Source organism: Plantactinospora sp. KBS50 (genome assembly GCF_002285795.1).
Lineage (GTDB): Bacteria > Actinomycetota > Actinomycetes > Mycobacteriales > Micromonosporaceae > KBS50.
The window spans coordinates 4,117,266-4,141,097 of the sequence record NZ_CP022961.1 but is presented as its reverse complement, the minus strand read 5'-3'; the positions used below and the strand labels follow the sequence as shown (position 1 = coordinate 4,141,097).

The following is a 23,832-nucleotide window of genomic DNA, read 5'->3' as shown; positions in this document are numbered from 1 at the left end:
TGCGGATGTGTCGGGTCCAGTAGGTGGCGTCGGTGGTGGGGGCTACGTCGCCGGTCTGGTTGGAGATGATCGGGATCCGTGCCGGGTGGTAGGTGACGGTGGCGGCGATCTCCTGGAATTCGGCCAGGATCGAATCCATGTGGGGGAGTGGAAGGCGTGTGAGGTGGTGAGCCGTTTGGTTCGTCGTCCGAGTTTGGCCCAGTGGTCGGCGATGGCGGTGACGGTGTCGGGGTGGCCGGAGATGACGGTGTTGGTGGGGGAGTTGAGTCCGGCGATGCTGACGAGCTTCGGGTCGAGCATGGGGGCGAGTTCTGTTTCGGTGGCTTCGATGGCGGTCATGAGGCCGTCGGGGGTGGCTGTTTGCATGAGTCGTCCGCGGGTGGTGACCAGTAGCGCGGCGTCGGCCAGCGAGAGGATGCCGGCGAGGTGGGCGGCGGAGAGTTCGCCGATGGAGTGTCCGGTGAGGTAGTCGGGGGTGATTCCCCAGCTGGTGACCAGGGCGTGTTGGGCGATGTGTAGGGCGAACAGCGCCGGCTGGGTGTAGCGGGTTTCGTTGATCAGGTCGGGGTCGGACATGACCTGGCGCAAGGGCCGGTCGAGGTGCTTGTCCAACTCGGCGCAGACGGTGTCCAACGCGGCGATGAACACCGGGTCGTCGTGGTGGTGGGTCATGTCGGGGTGTTGGCTGCCCTGGCCGGTGCACAGGAAGGCGACCTTCCCCACCGGTCGGGCGGTGCCGCGCACCAGAGCGGGGTGTTGGTCGCCGGCGGCGAGGGCGGCTAGGGCGTCGTGGTGGTCGGCGAGGATGACGGCGCGGTGGGTGTGTTGGGTGCGGCGGGCGAGGGTGTGGGCGACGTCGTCGTTGTTGCGGTCGGGGACGACGGTGGCGAGTCGGGTGGCCAGTTCGGTGAGCGCGGCGGGGGTCTTGGCCGACAGCAGCCAGGGCAGCGGCGCGCCGACCGGCTCCGGACCGCCGGACTGCGGCTCCGACCCGGCCTGCTCCGGCCGGGGCTCCGTCGCCGGCTGCTCCGGTTCGTCGGCGGGGGCGGGTGGTTCTTCGATGATGATGTGTGCGTTGGTGCCGCTGATGCCGAACGAGGACACCCCGGCGCGGCGTGGGTGGCCGTTGCGTTGCCAGGGTTGGGGCTGGGTGAGCAGGGTGACTTCGCCGGTTGTCCAGTCGATGTGTGGGGAGGGTTCGTCGACGTGCAGGGTCTGCGGCAGTTGGTGGTGCCGCATGGCGAGGATCATCTTGATGATTCCGGCGGCGCCGGCGGCGGCCTGGGTGTGGCCGATGTTGGACTTGATGGAGCCGAGCCAGAGTGGTTGGTTCGCTGGTCGGTTCTGGCCGTAGGTGGCCAGTAGTGCCTGGGCTTCGATCGGGTCGCCCAGGGTGGTGCCGGTGCCGTGTGCCTCGACGGCGTCCACGTCGGAGGAGGTGAGTCGGGCGTTGGCCAGGGCCTGCCGGATGACCCGCTGCTGGGACGGTCCGTTCGGGGCGGTGAGCCCGTTGCTGGCGCCGTCCTGGTTGACCGCCGACCCGCGCACCACGGCGAGGATCGGGTGGTTGTTGCGTCGGGCGTCGGAGAGCCGTTCGAGCAGGAGCATGGCGGCGCCCTCGGCCCAGGCGGTGCCGTCCGCGGCGGCGGAGAAGGACTTGCACCGCCCGTCCGGCGCGAGGCCGCGCTGCCGGCTGAACTCGATGAACATGCCCGGCCCGGCCATGATGGTGGCGCCGCCCGCCAGGGCCAGGTCGCACTCCCCGCCGCGCAGCGCCTGCGCCGCCAGGTGCATGGCGACGAGCGACGACGAGCAGGCGGTGTCGACGGTGACCGCCGGACCCTCCAGACCGAACGTGTAGGCGATCCGGCCCGACGCGACGCTGCCCGAGCTGCCGGTCAGCAGGTAGCCGCCGAGCTGCTCCGGCGCCTCGTGCAGCTGCGGCCCGTAACCGGAGGCCATGCAGCCGGCGAACACCCCGGTCCGGCTGCCGTGCAGGGCCGCCGGGTCGATGCCGGCGCGTTCCAGCGCCTCCCACGAGGTTTCCAGCAGCAGTCGCTGCTGCGGGTCGACGGCCAGCGCCTCCCGCGGGCTGATCCCGAAGAACTCCGCGTCGAAACGGTCCGCGTCGTGGAGGAAGCCGCCCTCCCGGACGTACGTCCTGCCGTGCGCGCCGGGGTCCGGGTCGTGGATGTCGTCCCAGCCGCGACCGGTGGGGAAGTCGCCGATCGCGTCCGCGCCGGCCGCGACGAGGCCCCAGAGCGCTTCCGGGGTGTCCGCGCCGCCGGGGAACCGGCAGGCCATGCCCACCACGGCGATCGGGTCGCCGTCGTGGGCCGCGCTCGCCGCGCGGTCGAGCACCGGGGCGTCGTTCTCGCCGAGCGCGCCCGCCCGCAGGTGCCGCACCAGCGCCGCCGGGGTCGGATGGTCGAAGAGCAGGCTGCTGGGCAGCCGCAGCCCGGTGATCCGGGCCAGCCGGTTGCGCAGTTCCACCGCGGCGGCCGACTCGAAGCCGAGGTCCTTGAAGGCCCGGCCGAGGTCGACCTCGTCCGGCGCGCTGTGCCCGAGCACGATGGCCACGGTGCGCTGGACCAGCTCGCGCAGCCGGCGGTCCCGGTCGGCGGGCGGCAGGGCGCGGATCCGGTCGGCCCATCCGTCGGCCACCGGCTCCGGCTCGTCGGCCGGCAGCGCCGCGCCGGCCGCGGCCGGCGCCGCCGGCGCCGTCACCGAGGGCCAGTAGTCGCGGCGCTGGAACGCGTACGTCGGCAGCGGCACCCGAGCCGCCGGACGCCCGGCGAAGAACGCCCGCCAGTCGACGCCGACCCCGCGGGTGTACGCCTGGGCCAGCGCGTCCAGCATCCGCTGCCACGCGCCGTGGTCGCGGCGCAGCGAGCCCACCACCAGGGGTTCGGCGTCGTCCCCGTCCTCACCGGCCAGGCCGGCGACGGTCTCCTGCACGCCGGCGACCAGGACCGGGTGCGGGCTGCACTCGACGAACACCCGGTGCCCGGCGGCGGCCAGGGCGCGGACGGCCGGTTCCAGCCGGACCGGCCGGCGCAGGTTCTCGTACCAGTAGTCCGCGTCGAGGTTGGCGGTGTCGAGCAGCCCGCCGGTGAGCGTCGAGTAGAACGCGACGGGCGACGACACCGGTGTCACCTCGGCGAGGTCGCGCAGCAGTTGCTCGCGTACCGGCTCGACGTGCGGCGAGTGCGAGGCGTAGTCGACCGGCACCCGGCGGGCCCGGATCTCCTCGGCCTGGCAGGCCGCGACCAGGTCGTCCACGGCCGTGCTGTCGCCGGCGACGACGGTGGACGACGGCCCGTTCTCGGCGGCGATGGTGAGCCGGTCGCCCCAGCCCGCGATCCGGGCCGTGACCTCGGCCGGGGGCAGCGGGATGGCGGCCATGCCGCCGGTGCCGGCGATGGTGGCCAGCGCGCGGGCGCGCAGCGCCACCACCTTCGCCGCGTCGGCCAGCGAGAGCGCCCCGGCGATGTGCGCGGCGGCGATCTCGCCCTGCGAGTGGCCGACGACGGCGGCGGGCCGGACCCCGAACGACTCCCAGAGCCGGGCCAGCGAGACCATCATCGCGAACAGCGTCGGCTGGACCACGTCGACCCGGGTCAGCGGCGGTGCGTCCGGGTCGCCGCGCAGCACGTCCAGCAGCCGCCAGTCCACGTGCGGTTCCAGGGCGGCGGCGCAGGCCTCGATCCGCTCGCGGAACACCGCGGAGGTGTCGAGCAGTTCCCGGGCCATCAGCGGCCACTGCGAGCCCTGCCCGGGGAAGACGAAGGCGACCCGGCCCGGGGCGGCGGATCCCTGTACCAGCCCCTCGGCGTCCTCGCCGGCCGCCAGCGCGTCCAGCCGGGCGGTGAGGCCGGGCAGGTCCTCGGCGATCAGGACGGCGCGGTGGCGGAACGTGCTGCGCGAGGTGGCCAGTTCCCGGCCGACCTCGCCGGGGGTGTGCTCCGGGTGGCGGTCGGCCCAGGAGCGCAGCCGGCCGGCCTGGGCCCGCAGGGCGGCGCCGGACTGTCCGGAGACGATCCACGGGGTCAGGGCGGTGGCGATCCGCGGCGCGGCGGCCTCGGTCGCGGGCTCGGCGGTCGTGGCGGCGGGCGGTTCGGTGCGGGGCGGTTCGGCGAGGATCAGGTGGCAGTTGGTCCCGCCCATGCCGAAGGCGCTCACCCCGGCGACCAGCCGCTGCCCGGGGTGCGGCCACGGGCCGTGGCCGGTGCGGACCGCCAGGCCGGCCTCGTCGAGCCGGAGCTGCGGGTTGGCGGTGCGGAAGTGCAGGCTCGGCGGCAGTTGGCGGTGCCGGATGCTCAGTGCCACCTTGATCAGGCCGGTGATGCCGGCGGCGCCCTCCAGGTGGCCCACGTTGGTCTTCGCCGAGCCGACGACCAGCGGGTCGCCGGCCGGCCGGGCGGTGCCGAGCGCGTCGCCGAGCGCGGCGGCCTCGATCGGGTCGCCGACCCGGGTGCCGGTGCCGTGCAGTTCCACGTACTGCACGTCGGTGGCGGCGAGACCGGAGCGGGCGACGGCGTCGGCGATGACGCCGGCCTGGGCGTGCCGGCTGGGCACGGTCAGCCCGTCGGTGCCGCCGTCGTTGTTGGTCGCCCCGCCGAGCAGTACGCAGACGACGTGGTCGCCGTCGGCCAGCGCGGCGGCCAGCGGCTTCAGCACGACGACGGCGCCGCCCTCGCCGCGGACGAAGCCGTTGGCCCGGGCGTCGAAGGTGTGGCAGCGCCCGTCGGGGGAGAGCCCGCCGAAAGCCGCGGCCCGCAGCATGCTCTCCGGCGTCAGGATCAGGTTGACGCCGCCGGCCAGCGCCAGCGTCGATTCGCCGCGGCGCAGGCTGGCGGCGGCGAGCTGGACCGCGACCAGCGACGAGGCCTGGGCGGCGTCGACGGTCAGGCTGGGGCCGAGCAGGCCGAGCGTGTAGGACACCCGGTTGGCGATGATCGCCCGGTTCACGCCGGTCATGGCGTACGGGGAGGCGTCCGGCGTGGCGGTCAGCGTGGCGTAGTCGTCCCAGGTGGCACCCACGAACACCCCGGTGGCGCTGTGCCGCAGGTCGGCGGGGACGATCGCGGCGTCCTCCAGCGCCTCCCAGGCCAGCTCCAGGGTCAGCCGCTGCTGCGGGTCCATGGCGAGCGCCTCGCGGGGTGCGACGCCGAAGAAGCTGGCGTCGAATCCACCGACACCGCTCAGGTAGCCGCCGCGCCGCGCGCCGGGCTCCGCGCCGGCGAGCCGTTCGGCCGGCCAGCGGTCCGTGGGTGCGTCGGTGACGGCGTCGCCGCCGGTGGCCAGCAACTGCCAGAACGCGTCCGGGTCGGGCGCCTGCGGCAGCCGGCAGGCCATGCCGATCACCGCGATCGGTTCGTCGGTCGGCTGCCGGTCCGCATCGGTCATCGTGGCGGCCCCTCCCGTTGCACGCTGGCCGACGCGACGTCCCGCGCCGGCCCTACCACGCTCGGTGTAGGGGCTTGACCGGGCCTTGCCGCCGCCTAAAGCGGCGCCAGATCAAGATCAGGACCGGGGCGCGGGTACGCGGAGGCGCGCGCGAGGGCACCCCACGTGGGGTGCCCTCGCGCGCGCTGTCGGCGCTCGTGCCCTCGCTGCGTCGGCGTGCGTCGGCGTGCGTCGGCGTGCGTCGGCGTGCGGCGGCGTGCGGGGCGGCGGCGCGTGGGGCGGTGGCGCGCGTGGGGCGGTGGCAGGTGGGTCGTGGGTGGGCTCAGGCCACGCTGACGTGGCTGCCGTCCGGCGAGCATTCACCGCCGTCGAGCGCCTCGTCGATGAGCCCGGTCGGCAGGTCGGTGCGCCGGCTCACCTGAAGCTTCCGGTAGACCCGGGTCAGATGCTGCTCGACGGTGCTGACCGTGACGTAGAGCTTCGTGGCGATCTCCCGGTTCGTGTACCCGACGGCGGCGAGCGCGGCCACCCGCCGCTCGGCGTCGGTGAGCCCGTCGACCGCGACGGCCGCGGCGAGGTCCGGGCGGGAGCCGCCGAGCGCGTCCGGCTCCGCCGGCTCCCGCGCGTCGTCGGGGCCGAGGACCGTGCGGAGCCGGTCCAGCAGCGGTCCGCCGCCACTGCGCCGGGCCAGCCGGCGGGCCACCTGCCAGGTCGCCCGCGCCGCGTCGAGGTCGCCGGCCCGGTGCAGGGCCTCGCCCAGGTCCGCGGTGGCGCCCGCGGTGGACAGCGTGTCGTCGCTGGCCCGCAGCAGATTCACCGCCTCCTGCAACAGTCTGAGCCGGTCGGCCGGGTCGCTGGCCAGGGCCAGCACCCACAGCGCGGAGCCGCGCTCCCGGACGCGGTGCTGCGGCAGCCTGCCGAGCTGGTCGCGGGCCAGTTCCCGGCTCTGCTGGCGGCGGCCGAGGGCGAGGTGCGCCCGGGCCAGCTCGGTGCGCCAGGGCACCAGCTCCGGCAGGTCGAGTTCCCACGCGGTCGTCATCCGGCCGCAGGCCTGGAAGTCGATGAGCGCGGCCCGCACACAGTCGGTACGCAGGTAGTAGGTGCCCCGCGCGTGCAGGTACTTGAGGCCGAACGGGGTGTCGAACATGGCCGCCGGGACCGGGACGGACAGCCACTTCTCGGCCGCGTCGTGGGCGCCGGAGACGGTGGCGGCCAGCACCATGTTGGACAGCAGCGCGCCGACCGCCACCCCCCAGCCCTTCGCCGGGATCAGATCGAGGGCGCGCCGGGCGTGCTCCTCGGTCGCCGTCAGGTCACCGCGGCACAGCGTGCCCTCGGCGAGGACCGCGGAGACCAGCGCCTGGGTGGTCGGCGTGCGGCGGTCGGCGGCGCGGTGCAGCACCGGGTAGTGCGCGGAACCGGTGGCCCCGATCCGGTCGGTGAAGATCGTCCCCAGCAGCGCGATCGAGATCGGGCCGAGCGCCTCATGATCGACCCGGGTGTTGTGGACGACCTGTTCGGCGGCGGCCACCGCGTCGCCGTGCGGGCTGCGGGCGGCCAGCGCGGTCAGCTCCGCCGCCGCCTGCAACGGCCGGCACGGCGGCGGCAGCGGGCCGTGGGCGGCGAGGCTCTCCCACGGCCCGCGGACCCGGTCCAGGTGGTCGGGGAAGAGGTAGGCCAGCAGCAGCAGCGGCACGCTCAGGCTGGCGGCGAACTCCGGCTCCGGCAGCTCGGCCGAGGTGATCATGGTGATCACCTCCACCGCGTCGTCGATGTGACCGTGCCAGAGCAGGTACGCCACCAGCGCGACCGCGTGCCGGCGTACCAGCATGCCGGCCCGGACGGCCGCGACCAGTTCCGGCAGCCGGCGGGCGGCGTCGGCCGGGTTGGTCTGCCACTCGATGCGGGTCAGTGCCGATGTGGCCTCGGCCCGCTGGCGTTCGTCGACGACGGCCGTGCTGGCCGAATCCAGGAAGCTGATGGCGTCCTCGGTCCGGCCCTCGGCCAGCGCCTGGTCCGCGGCCTCGTGCAGGGTGGGCGCCACCCAGGCACCGTCGACCCGGTCGGCGTCGACCAGGTAGCGGGCCACCACGCTGGCCGGCTCACCGGCCGCGTGACTGACGCTGGCCAGCCGCCGGTGCAGGTCCATCCGCTCGTCGGGCAGCATGGCGGCCAGCACGGCGGTGCGGATCCGCGGATCCCGGAACGTGCCCTCGGCGAGCAGGCCGACCCGGCGCAGCGTCAGCAGCGCACACCGGACCATCTCCTCGTTGATGTCCAGCAGCCGCGTCAGCACCGCGGGCTCGGTCCGTACGCCGGCCACGGCCAGCGCCCGGGCGACGGGCAGGGCCGGTTGCTCGCTGCGGTAGAGGCAGGTGCGTACGGCCTCGATGAACGTCTCGCCGACGACCGTGCGGATGCCCTCCTCCGCGCCGTGGTCGATGCGGCGCAGCGAGTCGCCCACCAGGGCCACGGCCAGTCTCGGGTTGCCACCGGTGATGGCGTGGTACTGCGCGCTCAGGCCGCGGTCGGCGGGCTGCGGGAGCCGGGCCAGCACCTGCGCGACGCCCTGGCGGGTCAGCGGGCCCACCGGCAGCGGGACCGAGGAGGAACTGTGCAGCAACTCCGCGTACTGCATCGGATAGGCCGGCGCGAGCTGCGGGATCGCCGCCAGGACCACGAGCATGCGCGCGTTGCGTACCCGGCGCATCAGGTAGGAGAGGCACTCCAGCGACGACGGATCGGCGTGGTGCACGTCGTCCACGTAGACCACCGACGGCTGGTCGGCGGCCCGGCGCAGCAGCGCCATGCACAGCGCGTGCAGGATCCGGGCCGACGGCTGCTGGTGGATCTGCTCCGTCGAGGAACCGTCCCAGCGGCCGGACATGGCCTCTTCGAGAAGTCCGGCGATCGCCGGGTCCTTCCCGGTCACCAGCCCGGCGCCGTGCGCCAGCTGTCCGATCACACCCAGCGGCAGCGACTGCTCGGTGCGCGAGGCCACCGCGGCGACCACCTCGGCACCGGCCTCGACCGCGAGTTGGGCGAGTCGGTTCAGCAGGGCGGTCTTGCCGCTGCCCGAGGCCCCGCTGAGCACGATCGCCTGTCCCCGCCCCGCAAGGGCGGCGGTCAACAGACCCTTCAGTGCGTGTAAGTGCTCATCCCGCTCTATCAGCTCCCCCGTTAGCTGGTTCATGGCTGCCTCCCCCGTAGGCAAGCCCGGGCAGCCGTGCCCCCCGAGATGTCGGCTGCGTCGAGCCGGTGGTGATTTGGTGCCTGGAACGACGGCGCGTACAGGGATACCGCCCGGTGCCGCGCCAGCGTCAATATATGCAGCGCTCCATATTCGGGGCAATGGCCAAAGTGGCATTTCTGGTGCCGTGGGCGTCCTTTTCTGGTTGTGCTGCATGTCGTTTTCGCGACAGCGGCTTTGTTACTGGAAAGGAGCATGTTGTTTGACCACAACGCGAACGTGTGGTGATCGTTGTCCGCGTATGGGTGTTGTGGCCCGGGATGCGAGCGTGGCGGCGCGGCTACGCTGTGCTACCTCTGGTCCGACCGAGCGCTCGTCCGGAGACGTCGGTGGGCGATTGTTTGCGCTTGATATCGGACACATCACCCGAGCACAGTCAAAGCGATGTAGTCGGTTGCATCGTCCCAGACATGATAAGAGGATGTTAAATGGCTACATAGTAGATCTTCGCTTGCGGAGCGTCGGGAATGAGGGCTGCTATTTCCACCGGTTGCGGCCGGGGAATACGTTCCGATGAACGCGCCCACGGGTCGGCGGAAACAATGTTTCCGGTTCTGCCCACGATGACGTGCATCACTTTGGATTGTCGCTGGTCAACAGGTCGGGCCGGCGGTGGCGCCGGAGCGGATCAGCGCGCAAGCCCCTATCCGACCCCTATTGGTACGGGCGGTCGACGGTGATTCAGGGGCTGAGAAGACCACGCTGCTCCACCTACCGTCGGAAGCGACGGCGATCGGTCCCGGTCGCCGATCAGCGGAGGTGTGATCGTGACCGACAACGTCCAGATACAGCTCCAGGGCGGTCCGCCGGACCTCGCGCCCGATCAGCGCACCCTCCAGCTTCCCGGCAACCCGGAAAAGATCAAAATCGAACACCTCGGCGGATACGAACACTTCGAGCGCACGGGCGAGCACGCCACCGACGGCCGCACCGTCGTCTTCCGCTGGACCACCCGCACGCGGATCGCCGAGTAGCCGCGCGTGACCCCGGGCCGGCACGGGGGCGCGGGGCCGGGATCGACAGCTCCGGTGGTCGATCCCGCCCGTCATCCGGCCGTGAACATGGTCAGGTTCGCCGCGAGGCGGAAGCCCATCGACTCGTAGAGCCCCCGGCCAACCGCGCTGGGCAGCAGGTAGGCCGCCTCCGCACCGGCCGCGAAGCCGTCCCGCAGCACGGTTTCGGTGATCGCCCGGCCGAGGCCGCGGCCCCGCGCGGACGGAACCACGGCGATGTTGAACACGCCGAGCACACCCGGGCCGAGTACCCCGAAGCCGGTGCCGGTGGGCTGACCCGACGTCTCGGCCAGGTAGCCGGTCATCGGGTCGGCGTCGAGCACGCGGCCACCCATCAGCGAGCCGAAGACGCCCGCGGGCGTTTCGAAGCCCTGGGCGAGGATCTCGGTGTACCGGTCGCTTTCCGCCGCGTCGGCCCGGCGTACCCGCGTCCCCGGGGTCGCACCGGCCCGGAACACGACATCGCCCGCGGCGCAGGCCAGCAACGGCAGCCCGCCGCGCCTGACCAGACCGTGCCCGGCCGCGAGGTCGGTCACCGCGTCACCCGCCTCGCTCCGGACGATGACGGACCAGTGGGCGGCCCGCCGGCCGACCTCCGTCGCCATCGCCTCCAGGCAGCCGAGATCCGGCTCCAGCGCCGTGTCGTGGGCCAGGTTCAACAGCGGGACGTCGGCGCCCGTCACCATCGCTCGCGCGGTGCCCCGCTCGGCGTACCAGCCCGCGGGCGTCACCCGGCAGACCGCCCCGAAGGCGTCGAAATAGGCCGCCGTCATCCGACCCGCGGTGATCATGGATTCCCCCTCGTGACTGCTGCTGACCAGCCTAGTCGGGGGCGAACGTGGTGACGGTGTCGCGGCGGGACCCGGTGGCGGACCGGCCGGCGGTGGCCGCCGGTCAGCCGGGCGGGGTGGCAGCGCCCGCGGTCGACCGGACCGGGGTCAGGCCATCGCCGCGCCCACCCCGAGCGGACGGTCGGCCGGCGCGCTCGGGCGGCTCTCGTCGGCGAGTGCGCGGTCCAGGATGGCCAGCGCCTCGGCCGCCTCGGCGCCGGTGACGGTCATCGCGGGCGCGATCCGCAGCACGTTCCCGTGCCGTCCCCCGACGCCGACGAGCAGGCCGAGTTCGCGGCAGCGTTCGAGGATCCGGCGGGCGGCGGCCGCGCCGGCGGCCGGGGCGCCGTCGTCGGCGCCGGCCGCGATCTCGACCGCGAGCAGCAGCCCGTACCCCCGCACGTCGCCGACGCAGCGGTGCCGGGCGGCGATCCGGCGCAGGCCGTCGAGCAGTTGCCGACCGATCCGTTCCGCGTTGCCGCGGGCGTCGGTGTCGAGCAGGTGGTCCAGGGTGGCCAGCGCCGCGGTGGTGGACAGCGGGTTGCCGCCGAAGGTGGAGATGGACTTCCCGGCCAGGCTGTCGATCACCGCGCGCCGGCCGATCACCCCACCGATCGGAAAGCCGTTCGCCAGGCCCTTCGCGAAGGTGATCAGGTCGGGGCGCAGACCCTGGTACTCGTATCCCCAGAGGTGGCTGCCCAGCCGCCCCCAGCCGGTCTGCACCTCGTCGCTGATCAGCAGGCCGCCCTGGTCCGCGACCACCTCCTGATAGCCGCGCAGCAGGCCGGGCGGGGGCGCGAAGAAGCCGGCCAGACCCTGCACCGGCTCGGCGATGAGCGCCGCCACCGGTTCGTCGTCGGCGGCCAGCCGGGACCGCAGGTCGGCCACGAGCGCTGCCGGTTCGCCCCGTCGGCCGTTGCCGGCCCAGGTGAGCCGGACCGGGGACAGCGGGCTCGGCCGCCAGCCCTCCAGACCGGATATCCCGATCGCCCCGAACGACCGGCCGTGGTAGCTGTCCGTGAGGGCCACGACGTGCCCGCTGCCGCGGTGACAGGTCGCGGCCAGCAGCGCGGTCTCGTTGGCCTCGGTGCCGGAGTTGGTGAAGAAGACCGCCGGATCCTCGATGCCGGCGAGGTCGGCTATCCGTTCGGCGAGGGCCACCTGGGACTCGATGAGATAGAGCGTCGAGGTGTGTACGACGCCGGTGGCGAGTTGCCGCTGGACCCGCTCGCGGATCTCGGCGACGTCGTAGCCGGCCGACGTGGTCAGGATGCCGCCGAAGAAGTCGAGATAGCGGTTCCCGTCCTGGTCGGTGACATGCCGGCCGGCGGCCTGCACGAGGGCCAGCGGGCGCTCGTAGTACGTGGTCAGCCAGCTCGGCATGACGGCGGTGTGCCGGGCGTGGAGGGCGTTCGTGGTCATCGGAGTCCTCCCGAAGGTCGGTGCGGGCGGTGCGGTGGTGCGGGTTGTCGGGCGGGCTACTTCAGCACGACCCCGTAGGTGCGCATCCAGCTGTCGATCTCGACGATCGGCAGCAGCAGGTGCGAGGCGTTCAGCCAGGTCATCGTCGAGCCGGCGGCGTTCACCGTGGCGTCGATCCGGCCGGCGTCGAAGACGCCGTGCAGCGGTGAGTCCGGGTCGGCGAGCACCCGCCGGACGGTGGCCATCACCCGGGCCTCGTAGCTCGGATCGTGGGTGCCGGGGTAGCCGCTCTTGGGCCGTTGCAGGGTCTCGGCCGGCACGAGGTCGGCGGCGGCCAGCCGCAGCAGGCTCTTCCAGTGCCCGTCGGCGGTCTTCATCGACCACGGCACGTTCCAGACGTACTCGACGAGCCGGTGGTCGCAGAAGGGCACCCGTACCTCAAGGCCGACCGCCATGCTCATCCGGTCCTTGCGGTCCAGCAGATACTGCAACGGGCCGAGCAGGCTGAAGTAGAGCACCTCGCGCATCCGCGCGTCGAGGCCGGTCTCGCCGGGCAGGCGCGGCACCCGGGCCCGCAGGGTCTGGTAGCGGTCCGCCTCGGCGTCGGCCGGCCGCACCCGGGCGTGCAGGTCGGGGGCGAGGCAGTCGGCCAGCCGCGGCGCGTCCCCGATCCACGGGAAGCGGTCCCGGTCGACCATGGCCGGGTCGTGGTACCAGGGATAGCCGCCGAAGATCTCGTCGGCCGCCTCGGCGGACAGCGCGACGGTGGACCGCTCGCGCATGGCGGCGAACAGCAGGTGCATCGACGTGTCGAACTGGCCGAGGCTGGGCAGGTCCCGGGCCCGCCGGGCGGTCGGCAGCGCGGCGATCACCTCGGCGGTGTTCAGCCGGATCTCGTGGTGGTCGGTGCCGAGGTGTTTCGCCGCGAGCTGGGCGTACGGCGCATCGCGTTCGGGCCGTAGCCGGGTCGGGCGGAAGTGCTCCTCGTCGCCGACGAAGTCCACGCAGAACGTCTGCAACGGCTCCTCCGCGCGCCGTTCCCGGCTGCGCACGGCCAGCGCCGCCATCGTGGTCGAGTCGAGCCCGCCGGAGAGCATCGCCGACAGCGGGACGTCCGCGATCAACTGTCGTTCGACGATGTCCTCAAGCAGTTCCCGCACGGTGCCCACGGACCGATCCAGGTCGTCCCGGTGTTCCCGGCTCACCAGCCGCCAGTACGGGTACTCGCAGGCGCCGTGCCGGTCGAATCGGACGATGTGGCCGGGCCGCACCTCGCGCAGGCCGTCCAGCGGGGTCTCCCCGGGCATCGCCAGCCGGGCGTTGAGCAGGACCGGCAGCGATTCCTCGGTGACCACCGGGGTGAAGCGGGGATTGGCGAGGATGCCCTTGGGCTCCGAGGCGAACAGCAGCCCGCCCGGATAGGTGTGGTAGTAGAGCGGCTTGACGCCGATGCGGTCCCGGATGAGGACGAGGGCCTCCCGCGCCGCGTCCCAGATGGCGAACGCGAACATGCCGTTGAGGTGCTCGGCGCAGGCCGGCCCCCACTCCTGGTAGGCGCGCAGCACGACCTCGGTGTCGGACCGGGTGGTGAACCGGTGACCGCGCAGGACGAGCGTCTCGCGCAGTTCGCGGAAGTTGTAGACCTCACCGCTGTAGACCAGCACCACCGGCGCGCGGCGCGCGTCGTCCTCGTCGATGAAGGGCTGCCGGCCGCCGGCCAGGTCGATGATGGACAGCCGCCGGTGGCCGAGCCCGGCGTGCGGGCCGCACCACAGCCCGCCGTCGTCCGGGCCACGCGCCCGCATCGTCTCGGTCATCGCCTCCAGGGTCTGCCGCTCCGACCGCAGGTCCATGGTGAAGTCGACCCAACCAACGATTCCGCACACAACGTCCTCCTGTGGTCATCCGATGCGGGTGGGTTCAAGGGGAGCGGCGGTACGGCCGCCGCACCCGCCGCCCGCGGGGCGGCCGCGCAACCTGTGCCGCAGGGCCAGCAGTTCGGCGCGCAGGCCCGGCAGTTCGTCCGGGTCGACGGCGGCCGGGGCCGCGGGCCACCAGCGCCGGAGAGCGGTCACGACCGGTTCGGTGAACGTCGCCCGCCCGTCCGCGCCGATCGCCACGCCGTCGAGTTCGGCGGCCCGTTCGTTCCAGCGGATCGCGGCGCGTTCGGACATGCCGCCGGGCAGCCGCAGCGCCACCGACCGGCCGGTGACGGCCACCGGATAGCCACCGGGCAGGCCGCACACCCCGGGCAGGTGTCCGACGTACATCTCGTCCTGGACGACGGCCGCGACCAGCGGTCCGCTGGCCCAGGCGCTCAGCTCGTTGAGCAGGTCGCGGGGGAGCCGGCGGATCGGTTCCAGCGTCCGCCGCAGACCGCCGAGCGGTCGCCCGTCCAGCCAGCCGACGGCCTCGGCGGCGGGGTCGGACGGGCGGTGCAGGTGCGCGTGGTGCGCCAGCATCGTGAGCCGGGCCGGGTCGGCGACGCCGAGCTGGTCCCGTACCCCCAGGGCCAGCGCCGCCACGTTGCCGAGCCCGCACAGCACCGGCAGCCCGCGGTGGCGGAGCAGGGGATTCACGGCGTCCGGGAAGCAGGCGTTGATGAGGGTGGGGTCGGGGTGGGTGGCCGCGTAGTCGGCGGCGACCCGCTCGGCGAGCGCCGCCTGCAACGGGAGCGTGACGCCGAATCCGGCTTGGCGCAGCAGGTCGCTCCAGGCGTCGTCCCGTCGTGACTCGGCCGGCGGGTGCAGCGAGGCGCAGAGCAGCACGACGTCCGGTGACAGCCGGGCGAGCAGCGGCCGCAGGTCGGCGTCGGGTTCCAGGGGCGCCACGACCGGGCGGAACCGCACCGGGGCGCCGGCCAGCCGGGCGTGCGTCGCGCCGAGGCCGGCCGCGGTGGCCGCCGCGACCGGGTCCCGTCCGGCCACGTCGATGACGGTCGGCCGGCTGACCGACCGGGCCAGCGAGCGGCACACGTTGCGGCCGAAGGCGCCCGTTCCGACCACCAGCACGGAGGCGACGGTCCGGATCATGGCTGCGCCACCACCAGGTTCTCCATGGCGCCGTACCCGTCCCGGCTGACCACGCCGTCGGTGCGGTCGGCCGGCAGGAAGCGTGCCCACATGCCGGCGGCGCGGCCGCCGCAGACGAACGGGCTCAGCACCGGGGCCACCGACCGGAGCGCCGTCTCGTGGTCGCCGTCGCTGATCTCGAGGTCGCAGCGGACCGGCTCGACGTACTCCTGCACGACGCTGTCGCCGTTGGCGAGCGCGGCGTCCACGGCGGCGCGCCAGCGGGCCGGGTCGCACTCGCGGCCGATGGTGACCTGCAGGCCCTTCATCCCCTCGCCGCGCTTGAGGACGAACCGGTCGCGTTGCCGGTCGACCAGGTCGGCGAGCCCGACACGGGCACCCCGCCACCGCGCCGGGCCGTCGACGAGCACCCGGGTCCACGGCACGTACCGGGTCACGAACGCCCGCTCGGCCGCGCTCAGCCAGGGCGGACCGGCCGAGAGCATCGCCAGCACCTTCTTGTGGTCCAGCAGCCCGGCGCTCTGCGTCGGCAGCAGCAGGCAACCCGCCTTGAGCACCTGCCGCACGGGTTCGATGTCGATGTCCAGCTCGCGCCACTCGGGGATGGTGAACTGCCGCAGCCCCAGCGGATAGGCGCAGCCACCGTCGGCGAGCACCTCGTCGACGAGGTCCTCCGGCTCGACGTGCCGGGTCGCGAAGCCCCGCGCCGACAGGTACTCCAGTTCGACGTCGAACAGCCGGTCGGTGGCCGCGTGCGGCAGGTCGCGCCGGCTGCCGACCCAGAGCAGCCGGCGCTCCACGCCCAGGCTGTCGCAGGCGTCGCGGAACAGCGCGGCGCGGGCGTCGAGCGGGTCGCCGGCGACCAGTGGCGGGCCGCCGGAGCCGGCGAACGCCGCCCGCCACACCCGCAGCAGCAGGTGGGTCTCGACCACGCCGCCGACCGCACCGCTGGTGTTGATCTCGACGAATCGGGGTCCGTCCGCACCCACGACGACGTCCGGACGCGCCACGCACGCCGCGAACTCCTCCTCGATCAGGTCGTCGTCGACGAAGAGCGGGTAGTCCTGCGGGTCGGCGCCGAGCGCCCGCAGCCGGCCCGCGACGTCCGGAGCGAGGGCCTGCAGGGTACGCCGGCACAGGTCGAGCAGGATCCGCGCGGCGCGCAGGACCTCGCTGTACGCCGTCGACGGGATGACGAAGGGACCCATCGGCAACTGCCGTGCGGGCAGCATCCCGGTGTTGGTCAGCTCCCGGCGCAGCGCGTCGCGCAGGGCCGCCGTGCTGTGGCCGGGCGGCCGGCGGTACTGGACCGGCCCGTACCAGCTATCGGCAGGCATGTTCTCTCCTCTGGCCGGCGCCCGGTTCGCGGTGCTCCGGCGTGCGCGGCAGGGCCGCCAGCACCGCGTCCAGATGCCGGTGTTCCTCCGGTACGCCGGGCAGGTCGCAGCTGATGCCGCTGCGGACCGGCCGGGTGTCGTCGTGGAACCAGACGGCCCGCAGCCCGGTGTCCCCGACCATCTCCAGCACCGGGTTGGCGGCCAGGAAGTCGCGGACGGCCGGGGTGTCCCGGGTGGCCCGCAGCAGCAGCCGCTTCTCTGCGTGGTGGTTGGGCGCCAGCACGACGTGCGGGTGGAACTTGCGCTTCCACTGGAAGATCCCCTTGGCCAGGAACGCCTCGGTGCCGTAGAAGTCCAGCCGCCGGGCGCCGTGCCGGCAGCACCACTCCAGCAGCAGGTGGTAGACGGCCTTGAAGGCGCCGTCGGCGTAGTGTTCCGGCGCGCCGTCCAGGACGCCGAGCAGCCGGGTGGTCAGCGTGCCGGTGGCCGGGTCCCACCGGCACAGCGCGCCGGCCACCGCCGTGCCGGCCCGCTCCACCAGGAAGACGAACCCCTGCCGGAAGATCCCGTGGTAGGCGGTGTCGGCCCGCTCGGTGCGGGTGTGTTCGCCGTGCCGGTTGGCCATCGTGGGCCGGTGCATCCGGTGATAGAAGTGCCGGTAGTCCGCCGGGTCCCGGCTGACCCGCACCGTCCACCCGTGGCGCCGCCGGTTGCGGTTGAACTCCCAGCGTTCCCGCTTGGAGATCCGCCGCCGCATGGCCTCCAGGTCGGCGTCGACGGCCACGACGAGATGGACGCGGAACGGCAGCACCAGCGACCCGGCGCCGGCGAGCCGGTCGACGCGGGACCGGTGGCAGCCGATCGCCAGCAGGTCGGCATCGGTTTCCCGGCCGAGCCGGGCGCGCGGCACGAGATGCCGCGGGCCGGCCACCGCCGGGCCGAGGGCGGCTTCGCCGAGGCGTCCGATCAGCGGTGCGGTGTTGGTGAACACCTCGTCGATGCCGGCGTGCAGGACGGTGAGCCCGGCGCGCGGGAACTCGGTCCGCACGGCCGGCCAGGCCGGCCTGCTGTCGCGGTCGGTGACCCGGCGGGCGGCCAGCACGCCCGGGTGGGCGCTGTTCTGCCAGGCGTACGCCAGGCGCCGCGGCCAGGAGGCGGTCATGCCGGCGCCCCGACTGCCCGGTCGATGACGGCGGCCAACCCGTCGACGTCCCGGACCGGCCTGATCTGTCCGGCCGGCGGCGGGTCGAAATCGTCGAGCCCGTAGCAGCCCGAGCCGTGCACCACCACCTCGTCTGCCTGGACCAGTCCGCGGTCCAGCCCGTTGCACACCCCGGTGAGCGCCATGACCAGCGACCACTCCCGCAGCCGGCGCGGATCGGCCGGCAGCGCGACGCCGGCGTCGGCCAGCCGGTGCCGGATCCACGGGTAGCGCTGCATGCACTCGTGGAGCGAGACGACGATGCCGTCGCCGCCCTGCGCCGCGATGACGGCGTCCATCTGCGGCGAGGTCGGCGGATTGTGGGTGTAGAAGGTGGGGTCCAGTTCCTCGGCCGGGTCGTAGGTGACCGCCGGGAAGCGCGGGTCGTGCCGCTGCCGGAAGAGACCGGTCCCGGCGTCCTGCTCGTACCCGGGCCGGTCGGCGGGGTCCACCCGCCCGTGCCGCAGGTGCAGCACCATGTCGGGGGTGCCGAGGTGCTGGACCAGGAAGTACGCCGGCGCGGGCTGCGGCGCGCCGAGCAGTTGGCGGCCGAAGTGGTGCCCGAGCAGCCCGTAGGCGCTGGACACCGAGTGCGCGTGGGTGCGCCGCACGCCCGGCTCGGGCGGGAGGAAGTCGAGTTCGAAGAACGCCCGGACGGCGTCGGCGACCCGGTAGTTGTTGATGTCGAGGCTGTACCAGACGTGGGGCCGGCGAGCGGCCGGGCCGCCCGGGTGACCGGCGACGAACTGCGCGGCGATCCGCTTCACCCCGGCGGCGTCGTCCCCGCCGTAGAGCGCGATCGGGTTCCGCCGGGCCAGCGTCGGGTCGCGGTCCAGGCCGGAGCACCACAGCTTGTGGCGCGACGAGCGGGGTGCCACGGTCACGATCTGGAGCCGGTCGGCGGGAACGAGGCCGCAGTCGATCGCGCGGAAGACGGCGTCGCGCAGCGCGGTGCCCTTGTTGGCCGAGGTCGGCGTCACGATGAGGATGGACTCGCCGGTGCGGCGGATGTACTGGGCCGCGCGGGCCACCATCACCAGCGAGGCGATCGTCTTGGTCGTCCGGGTGGCCGGGTTGGCCATCAGGTCCAGCAGCCGCAGCCGGGCGGAGCCGTACCCGCCGAGTTCGGCGACCCGAAGCGCGGACGGCGCGAAGAACTCGTTGAGCCGCTCGTCCGGCGCCGGCAGTTCGTAGCCCGGGTTGAAGCCGGGCGCCGGCGGGGTCTGCGCCCGGATCCGGTGCAGCGCGTCCTGGATCCTCGGGTGGTAGTGGGTCAGCGCCGCGTCGAGGGTGGTCTCGCGAGGGACGGTCGTCGTCATGGCTTCTCCCAATCACATGGGACGGGGTTGCGGTGCCCGGCTCAGCGCGCTCCGGCCGGTCGTTCGGTCACCCGGGCGGGGCTCCGTGACACGGCACGGAGCGTGACACGGCACGGAGCCCGATCCCGGTCAGTGCAGCGCGACGAGGTCTCCGCGCATGGTGGCGGTGCCGGGGATGGCCTGCGCCGGGTCGGAACCCAGGTCGCTGACGCGGTTGCGGTCATCGACGAGGACCACCCGGGGGCGCAGTGACTCCAGCTCCTGATCGCTGTAGGTGCCATAGGCGATGATGATCACGAGATCACCGGGCGAGATCAGCCGTGCCGCGGCGCCGTTGATTCCGACCACTCCGGTGTGCGGCGGACCCTCGATGACGTACGTGGACAGGCGCGTACCGTTGTTGATGTCGACGATGTCGACACGCTCACCGGCATAAAGGTCGGCGGCCTCCATGAGATCGCGCGCGAGGGTGAGCGAGCCGACGTAGTGCAGATCTGCCTGCGTCACGGTGGCCCGGTGGATCTTCGACTTCATCATGGTACGGAACATCAGCGTCCTCGTCTCGGAGTAGTTCAGGCCGTGACCAGCTCGCGAGCCGGCGGCTCGCTGGGGGCGTCGGTGATGACCGTGCCGACCTGAATGCGGCGCAGATGGCGGTGCCGGTCGTTGAAGGCGGTACGGGAGTGCAACATCCGCCAGTTGTCCCAGACCAGCATGTCGTTGCGTTCGTAGTTCACCGCGATGTGATGCTGGTCGAAGTACCGCTTGACCTTTTCCTGGATGGCGGCCGCCGGATCGTCGTCGGCGCGGATCAGGTTGTTGCAGGAGAAGCGGACGATCTGCCCGTCGGCGTGGTCCTCGAGAACGGGGTGGCGGGTGTGCAGGTCCAGCCCCATGCGGCGGATGCCGTCCGTGGTCTTCCAGTCGTACACGTGGTTGTTCAGGTGGTCGCGTTCCTCGTCGGAGAGGGTCTGGACGAACGCGCGGGCGTCCATGAGGGTGGTTTCTCCGCCCTCTCCCCGGCACGGGGTGACACACCACAGCGCGATGAACCGGGGCGGGACGATCTCGAAGTCGTAGCCCTCGGTGTGCGGCATCAGCGGGCGGGTGTTGCCGGCGTGGTAGACGTCGTCCATGCCGGCTTCCGGGCGTACGTCGCCGACCACGGCGCCGGTGTAGTTGGGGATGAACGGCCCGAGCCCGCGGCAGAAGCCGACCGGGTCGAAGTCGTCCGGCGCGTTGCACAGATAGACGTATCCGTGCACGTCCATCAGTTCGTGGAACGTCTTGTTCAGCAGTTCCGTCGGCAACGGGTGTCCGTTGAAATCGGTTACCGAAAGAATGCTGAGCGGGGATCGGCCCATGGATCCTCCTAGGTGTGGCCGCGCAACGTCGCGGGCCCGGATGTGATGACACGAGGGCGCCCCGTACGCGCAGTCGGGCGTCCGGCGGGGTGGGCCATGACGAAGAAGTGTGTCAATGGCCCTTTCGGTCGATTAACCTGTCCCCGAGACTATGGAGGATCGTCCGATCGACGCAATGACATTCGTCTACCCGACAAAGTTCCTGTTCATCGACTCTCCTGGATCAGGATTCGTCCCGGAGCGAAACGTGCCGCCGGTCGGCCGGGAGGTGGTGGCCGCCCGGCCCGGATCCGCCGCCGTCTCCGTCGCAACCGCCGTCGTCTCCGCAACCTCCGTCGCAACCGATGCTCGGGCGAGGAGTTACCCCGGTTGACTCTGGGTACTTGGCCCGGTACTTCAACGCGGCCGCCAGCCAACGGCCGGGCCAACCGCAGTGACCTCGTAGGTAGCCCAGCTCGGGAGCAACATTGACGACCATCGTCTTCACGGACGCCGACATCTGCCGAGTCGGCGTCGCCCCAAGCCCGTCCATGGCCGTCGAGATCCTGCTCAGCCTGCGGATGCTCGCGCAGCGGCCGAGCCGCGTCTACGCGCTCTGGCACGCCCGGACCGTCGCCCGTCTCGGCATGCCACCGGGTGAGGCGTCACCGGCGTCCATGCTGGGTGAGACGCTCGGCGAGGTCTCCTCCACCCCGGACGCGGTGCACCTCATCGCCGGCATGCTCGGGCCGTGGCATCAGGCCGCCCGGGTCGAACCCGACGCGCCCGTCCGGGTGCCGGAGCCCCGCGCGGGTGATACGGGCCAGCCCCGCCCGGGTGATCCGGTCGAGTCCCACCCGGGGGACCCGGGCCAACCCCGCCCGGGGGACCCGGATCGGCTCCGGCTGGGTGATCCCGGCCAGCCCCGGCCGGGCGACCCCGCCGGCGGCGGCGCGCGCCCGGTGCCCGGCCTGCTGCGCTACCACTGGGCCGCGATAGCCCCGTACTGGAACCAGTTCCGGGTCGCGGTCGACGCCGAGCGGGCCGCCCACTCCCGCGCCCTGCTCAGCGGCGGGCCGCACCAGTTGCTCGGCGCGCTCGGGCCGGTGCTGCGCTGGAGACCGCCGCGACTGGAGGCCGGTCCCGGCGGCGCCGCGGTGGCGCTGGACGGCGACGGGGTGACCCTGCTGCCCTCGGTGTTCTGCGACGGGGAACCGTTCCTGGTGCCGGTGGCCGACTCCCGGCCACTGCTGGTCTATCCGATGGACGAGGCGGCGCGCGTCGGCGCGCTCGCGATGATCGACAATCGGGTCGCCGACCCGCACGGTCTGAGGGATCTTCTGGGCGCGACCCGCGCCGCGATCCTGGTCACGCTCCTGGACCCGTCCACCACGACCGAGGTCGCCCGCCGCAAGGACCTCGCCCCCAGCACCGTGAGCAAGCACCTGTCGGTGCTGCGCGAGGCCGGGCTGCTGGACAGCCGCCGGCTGGCCAACGAGGTGCTCTACTTCCTCACGCCCCTCGGGCGGGCGCTCGTGCACTCCGCCACTTCACCAGATCGAGACGGCGACGGTCGCCGGTGTCCGAAGGGAAACGGGACAGGATGTTCACCACCTTCACTCTCGACCACATCGACGTAGGGGAGGCCACCCTGCGGGTCCGGCACGGCGGCGCGGGGCCGGCCGTCCTGCTGCTGCACGGCCATCCCCGTACCCACGCCACCTGGCACCGGGTGGCGCCGCTGCTCGCCGAGCGGTTCACCGTGGTCTGCCCCGACCTGCGCGGCTACGGCCGGTCCAGCAAGCCGCCGACGGACGACGAGCACACCCCGTACTCGAAACGGGCGATGGCCCGGGACTGCCTGGCGCTGATGCACGGCCTCGGCCACCGGCGGTTCGCGGTGGTGGGGCACGACCGCGGCGGCTACGTGGCCTTCCGGCTCGCGATGGACCACCCGGGGTCGGTCAGCGCGCTCGTCGCCCTGGACGTGGTGCCGATCGGGGACGCGCTCGACCGGTGCGACGCGCGGTTCGCGACCCGGTGGTGGCACTGGTTCTTCCTGGCCAGCCCGGAGCTGCCGGAAAAGGTCATCGGCGCCGACCCGGACGCCTTCTACGGCGTCCGGTACGGCGCCGATGAGGACGACATGAGCCGGGAGGAGTTCCAGGACTACCAGCGCGCGATCCACGACCCCGGCACGGTGCACGCCATGTGCGAGGACTACCGGGCCGGTGTCGGCATCGACCGGCGGCACGACGAGCAGGATCGCGCGGCCGGGCGGCGCCTCCGGTGCCCGACGCTGGTGCTGTGGGGCAGCGAAAGCGGCCTGGCCGAACTCTACGACGACGACGTGCTCGGCGTCTGGGCGCCGTGGGCGCCGCGGCTGCGCGGCGCGCCCGTCAAGTCCGGTCACCACCTGATGGAGGAGGCTCCCGGTGACCTCGCCGCGCAGATCAGCAGGTTCCTCAGCGCACCGCAGTGAGCGCCGCGGCGGCGGTGCGGGCGGCACGCCACCGGGGCGCGACGTGCGGCAGCAGCGCGCCGGTGACCGCCAGGGAGCCGGCCGCCGCCATCGCCATCGCGGTCGTCGGGCCGAACATCTCGGCCGTCGCCCCGGCGAGCGCCACGGCCACCGCCTGCATGGTCATCATCCCGCTCATCGCCAGGCCGAGACCCTGGCCGTGGCGGGCGGCGGGCAGCACCCGCAACAGCCGCTCCTGCACGCCGAGGGTGGAGCCGAAGCCCACCGAGGCGACCGCGACCAGCACGGCGGCCACCGGGACCGGCGGCCGCCAGGCGAAGGCCAGGTACGGCACCGCGAGCAGCACCAGGGCGGGCAGTATCAGCCGTCCCCGGGTGGCGGCGCCCAGCCGGCCGATCACCGCGTCGCCGACCAGCATTCCCACCCCGGCCGACACGAACAGCACGCTCGCGGACGCACCGGCGTACGGGATGTAGAGCGCCTCGGCGCCGACGATCAGCCCGTTCGGGATCCAGTGCGCCCACAGCAGACCGCGCGCCCGGGTGTCGCCGAGGATCGCCCGGTTCCCCGCCCAGGTGCTGCGCAGCGCGCCGCGGCCGGCGCCGCGCGGCCGGTGCCGGCGCAGACCGGACCGGGTGACCGCCGCGGCGAGCAGCGAGAAACCCGCGGCCGTGCACAGCGCACCGCCCGCGCCCACCAGCGACAGCAGTACGCCGCCGACGGCGTAGCCGAGCACCTGCATCACCCCGACCACGATGTTGAGCAGCGCGCGCCCGGCCACGTACCCGTCCCGCAGCACGTCGGCGACGAGCGCCAGCCGGATCGCGGCCGCCAGCGCGTCGCCGGCCCCGGCCAGCAGCACCACGGCGAAGATCGCCCACAGCGGGAGCACGCCGCCGGCCAGCAGGCCGAGCGCCGCCGCCCGGCCGAGGTCGAACGCGATCAGGGCACCCCGCGGCGGCAGCCGGTCGGCCAGCGAGAGCAGGGACAGCGCGACGACCGCGTGCGGAAGCAGCCCGGCGAGGAAGGCGACCGCGGCCAGCAACGGCGAGCCGGTGGTGGCGAACACCAGCGAGGCCAGCGCGAGCTGCTGCATGTTCTTGGCCACCACGGTGGTGCTGTGGCCGGCGAACAGCGCGCGGAACTCCGTCACCCCGAGCACCTCGCGATAGGTCGCCATAGCTTGCAGTCTCC

Annotated in this window: 15 protein-coding genes; 3 read left to right on the top strand and 12 right to left on the bottom strand. The window is 73.3% G+C overall.

Annotated elements, in window-relative coordinates:
* Positions 1-42: 42 nt before the first annotated feature.
* Entirely contained in the window at positions 43-5,409 is a 5,367-nt protein-coding gene (locus tag CIK06_RS31275; protein WP_157756826.1) for a type I polyketide synthase, read from the bottom strand.
* 322 nt (positions 5,410-5,731) lie between these two features.
* Positions 5,732-8,539 (bottom strand): LuxR family transcriptional regulator, encoded by a 2,808-nt coding sequence (locus CIK06_RS17955; RefSeq protein WP_232533700.1) that lies wholly within the window; start codon positions 8,537-8,539, stop codon positions 5,732-5,734.
* Between the two features lie 887 nt (positions 8,540-9,426).
* Here CIK06_RS17955 and CIK06_RS17950 point away from each other — a divergent pair.
* On the top strand, positions 9,427-9,633 hold the full coding sequence (locus CIK06_RS17950; RefSeq protein WP_232533699.1) for a DUF5988 family protein: 207 nt from the start codon (positions 9,427-9,429) through the stop codon (positions 9,631-9,633).
* Between the two features lie 71 nt (positions 9,634-9,704).
* Here the strand turns inward: CIK06_RS17950 and CIK06_RS17945 are convergent, their stop codons facing one another.
* The 9 genes from CIK06_RS17945 to CIK06_RS17905 all read right to left on the bottom strand — a co-directional run bounded on the left by CIK06_RS17945 (position 9,705) and on the right by CIK06_RS17905 (position 20,123).
* A complete protein-coding gene (locus CIK06_RS17945; protein WP_095565808.1) occupies positions 9,705-10,463 on the bottom strand; it encodes a GNAT family N-acetyltransferase in 759 nt (252 codons plus the stop codon).
* Positions 10,464-10,610: 147 nt separating this feature from the next.
* Positions 10,611-11,924 (bottom strand): aspartate aminotransferase family protein, encoded by a 1,314-nt coding sequence (locus tag CIK06_RS17940; RefSeq protein ID WP_095565807.1) that lies wholly within the window; start codon positions 11,922-11,924, stop codon positions 10,611-10,613.
* Positions 11,925-11,980: 56 nt separating this feature from the next.
* On the bottom strand, positions 11,981-13,810 hold the full coding sequence (gene asnB / locus CIK06_RS17935; RefSeq protein ID WP_095565806.1) for an asparagine synthase (glutamine-hydrolyzing): 1,830 nt from the start codon (positions 13,808-13,810) through the stop codon (positions 11,981-11,983).
* A 15-nt stretch (positions 13,811-13,825) separates the two neighbouring features.
* Entirely contained in the window at positions 13,826-14,956 is a 1,131-nt protein-coding gene (locus CIK06_RS17930) for a potassium transporter TrkA (RefSeq protein ID WP_095565805.1), read from the bottom strand.
* Positions 14,953-16,293: a hypothetical protein gene (locus tag CIK06_RS17925; protein ID WP_095565804.1), complete on the bottom strand. Its 1,341-nt coding sequence runs from the start codon at positions 16,291-16,293 to the stop codon at positions 14,953-14,955. The genes CIK06_RS17930 and CIK06_RS17925 overlap by 4 nt, the downstream gene beginning before the upstream one ends.
* A complete protein-coding gene (locus CIK06_RS17920) occupies positions 16,280-17,455 on the bottom strand; it encodes a GNAT family N-acetyltransferase (RefSeq protein WP_095565803.1) in 1,176 nt (391 codons plus the stop codon). The genes CIK06_RS17925 and CIK06_RS17920 overlap by 14 nt, the downstream gene beginning before the upstream one ends.
* On the bottom strand, positions 17,452-18,813 hold the full coding sequence (locus CIK06_RS17915; protein WP_095565802.1) for a DUF6002 family protein: 1,362 nt from the start codon (positions 18,811-18,813) through the stop codon (positions 17,452-17,454). The genes CIK06_RS17920 and CIK06_RS17915 overlap by 4 nt, the downstream gene beginning before the upstream one ends.
* Positions 18,814-18,942: 129 nt before the next feature.
* Entirely contained in the window at positions 18,943-19,362 is a 420-nt protein-coding gene (panD, locus tag CIK06_RS17910) for an aspartate 1-decarboxylase (RefSeq protein WP_095565801.1), read from the bottom strand.
* A 23-nt stretch (positions 19,363-19,385) separates the two neighbouring features.
* Positions 19,386-20,123 (bottom strand): TauD/TfdA family dioxygenase, encoded by a 738-nt coding sequence (locus CIK06_RS17905; RefSeq protein ID WP_198347923.1) that lies wholly within the window; start codon positions 20,121-20,123, stop codon positions 19,386-19,388.
* A 521-nt stretch (positions 20,124-20,644) separates the two neighbouring features.
* Here CIK06_RS17905 and CIK06_RS17900 point away from each other — a divergent pair.
* A complete protein-coding gene (locus tag CIK06_RS17900) occupies positions 20,645-21,796 on the top strand; it encodes a winged helix-turn-helix domain-containing protein (RefSeq protein WP_157756825.1) in 1,152 nt (383 codons plus the stop codon).
* Complete coding sequence (locus CIK06_RS17895) at positions 21,760-22,638, top strand: alpha/beta fold hydrolase (RefSeq protein ID WP_095565798.1); 879 nt, start codon at positions 21,760-21,762, stop codon at positions 22,636-22,638. Before CIK06_RS17900 ends, CIK06_RS17895 begins: the two co-directional genes overlap by 37 nt.
* Here the strand turns inward: CIK06_RS17895 and CIK06_RS17890 are convergent.
* Positions 22,622-23,818 carry a hypothetical protein gene (locus CIK06_RS17890; RefSeq protein WP_198347922.1) on the bottom strand — a complete coding sequence of 399 codons (1,197 nt, stop codon included), beginning with the start codon at positions 23,816-23,818 and terminating at the stop codon, positions 22,622-22,624. The two genes, CIK06_RS17895 and CIK06_RS17890, sit on opposite strands and share 17 nt — an antisense overlap.
* Between the last annotated feature and the right edge of the window lie 14 nt (positions 23,819-23,832).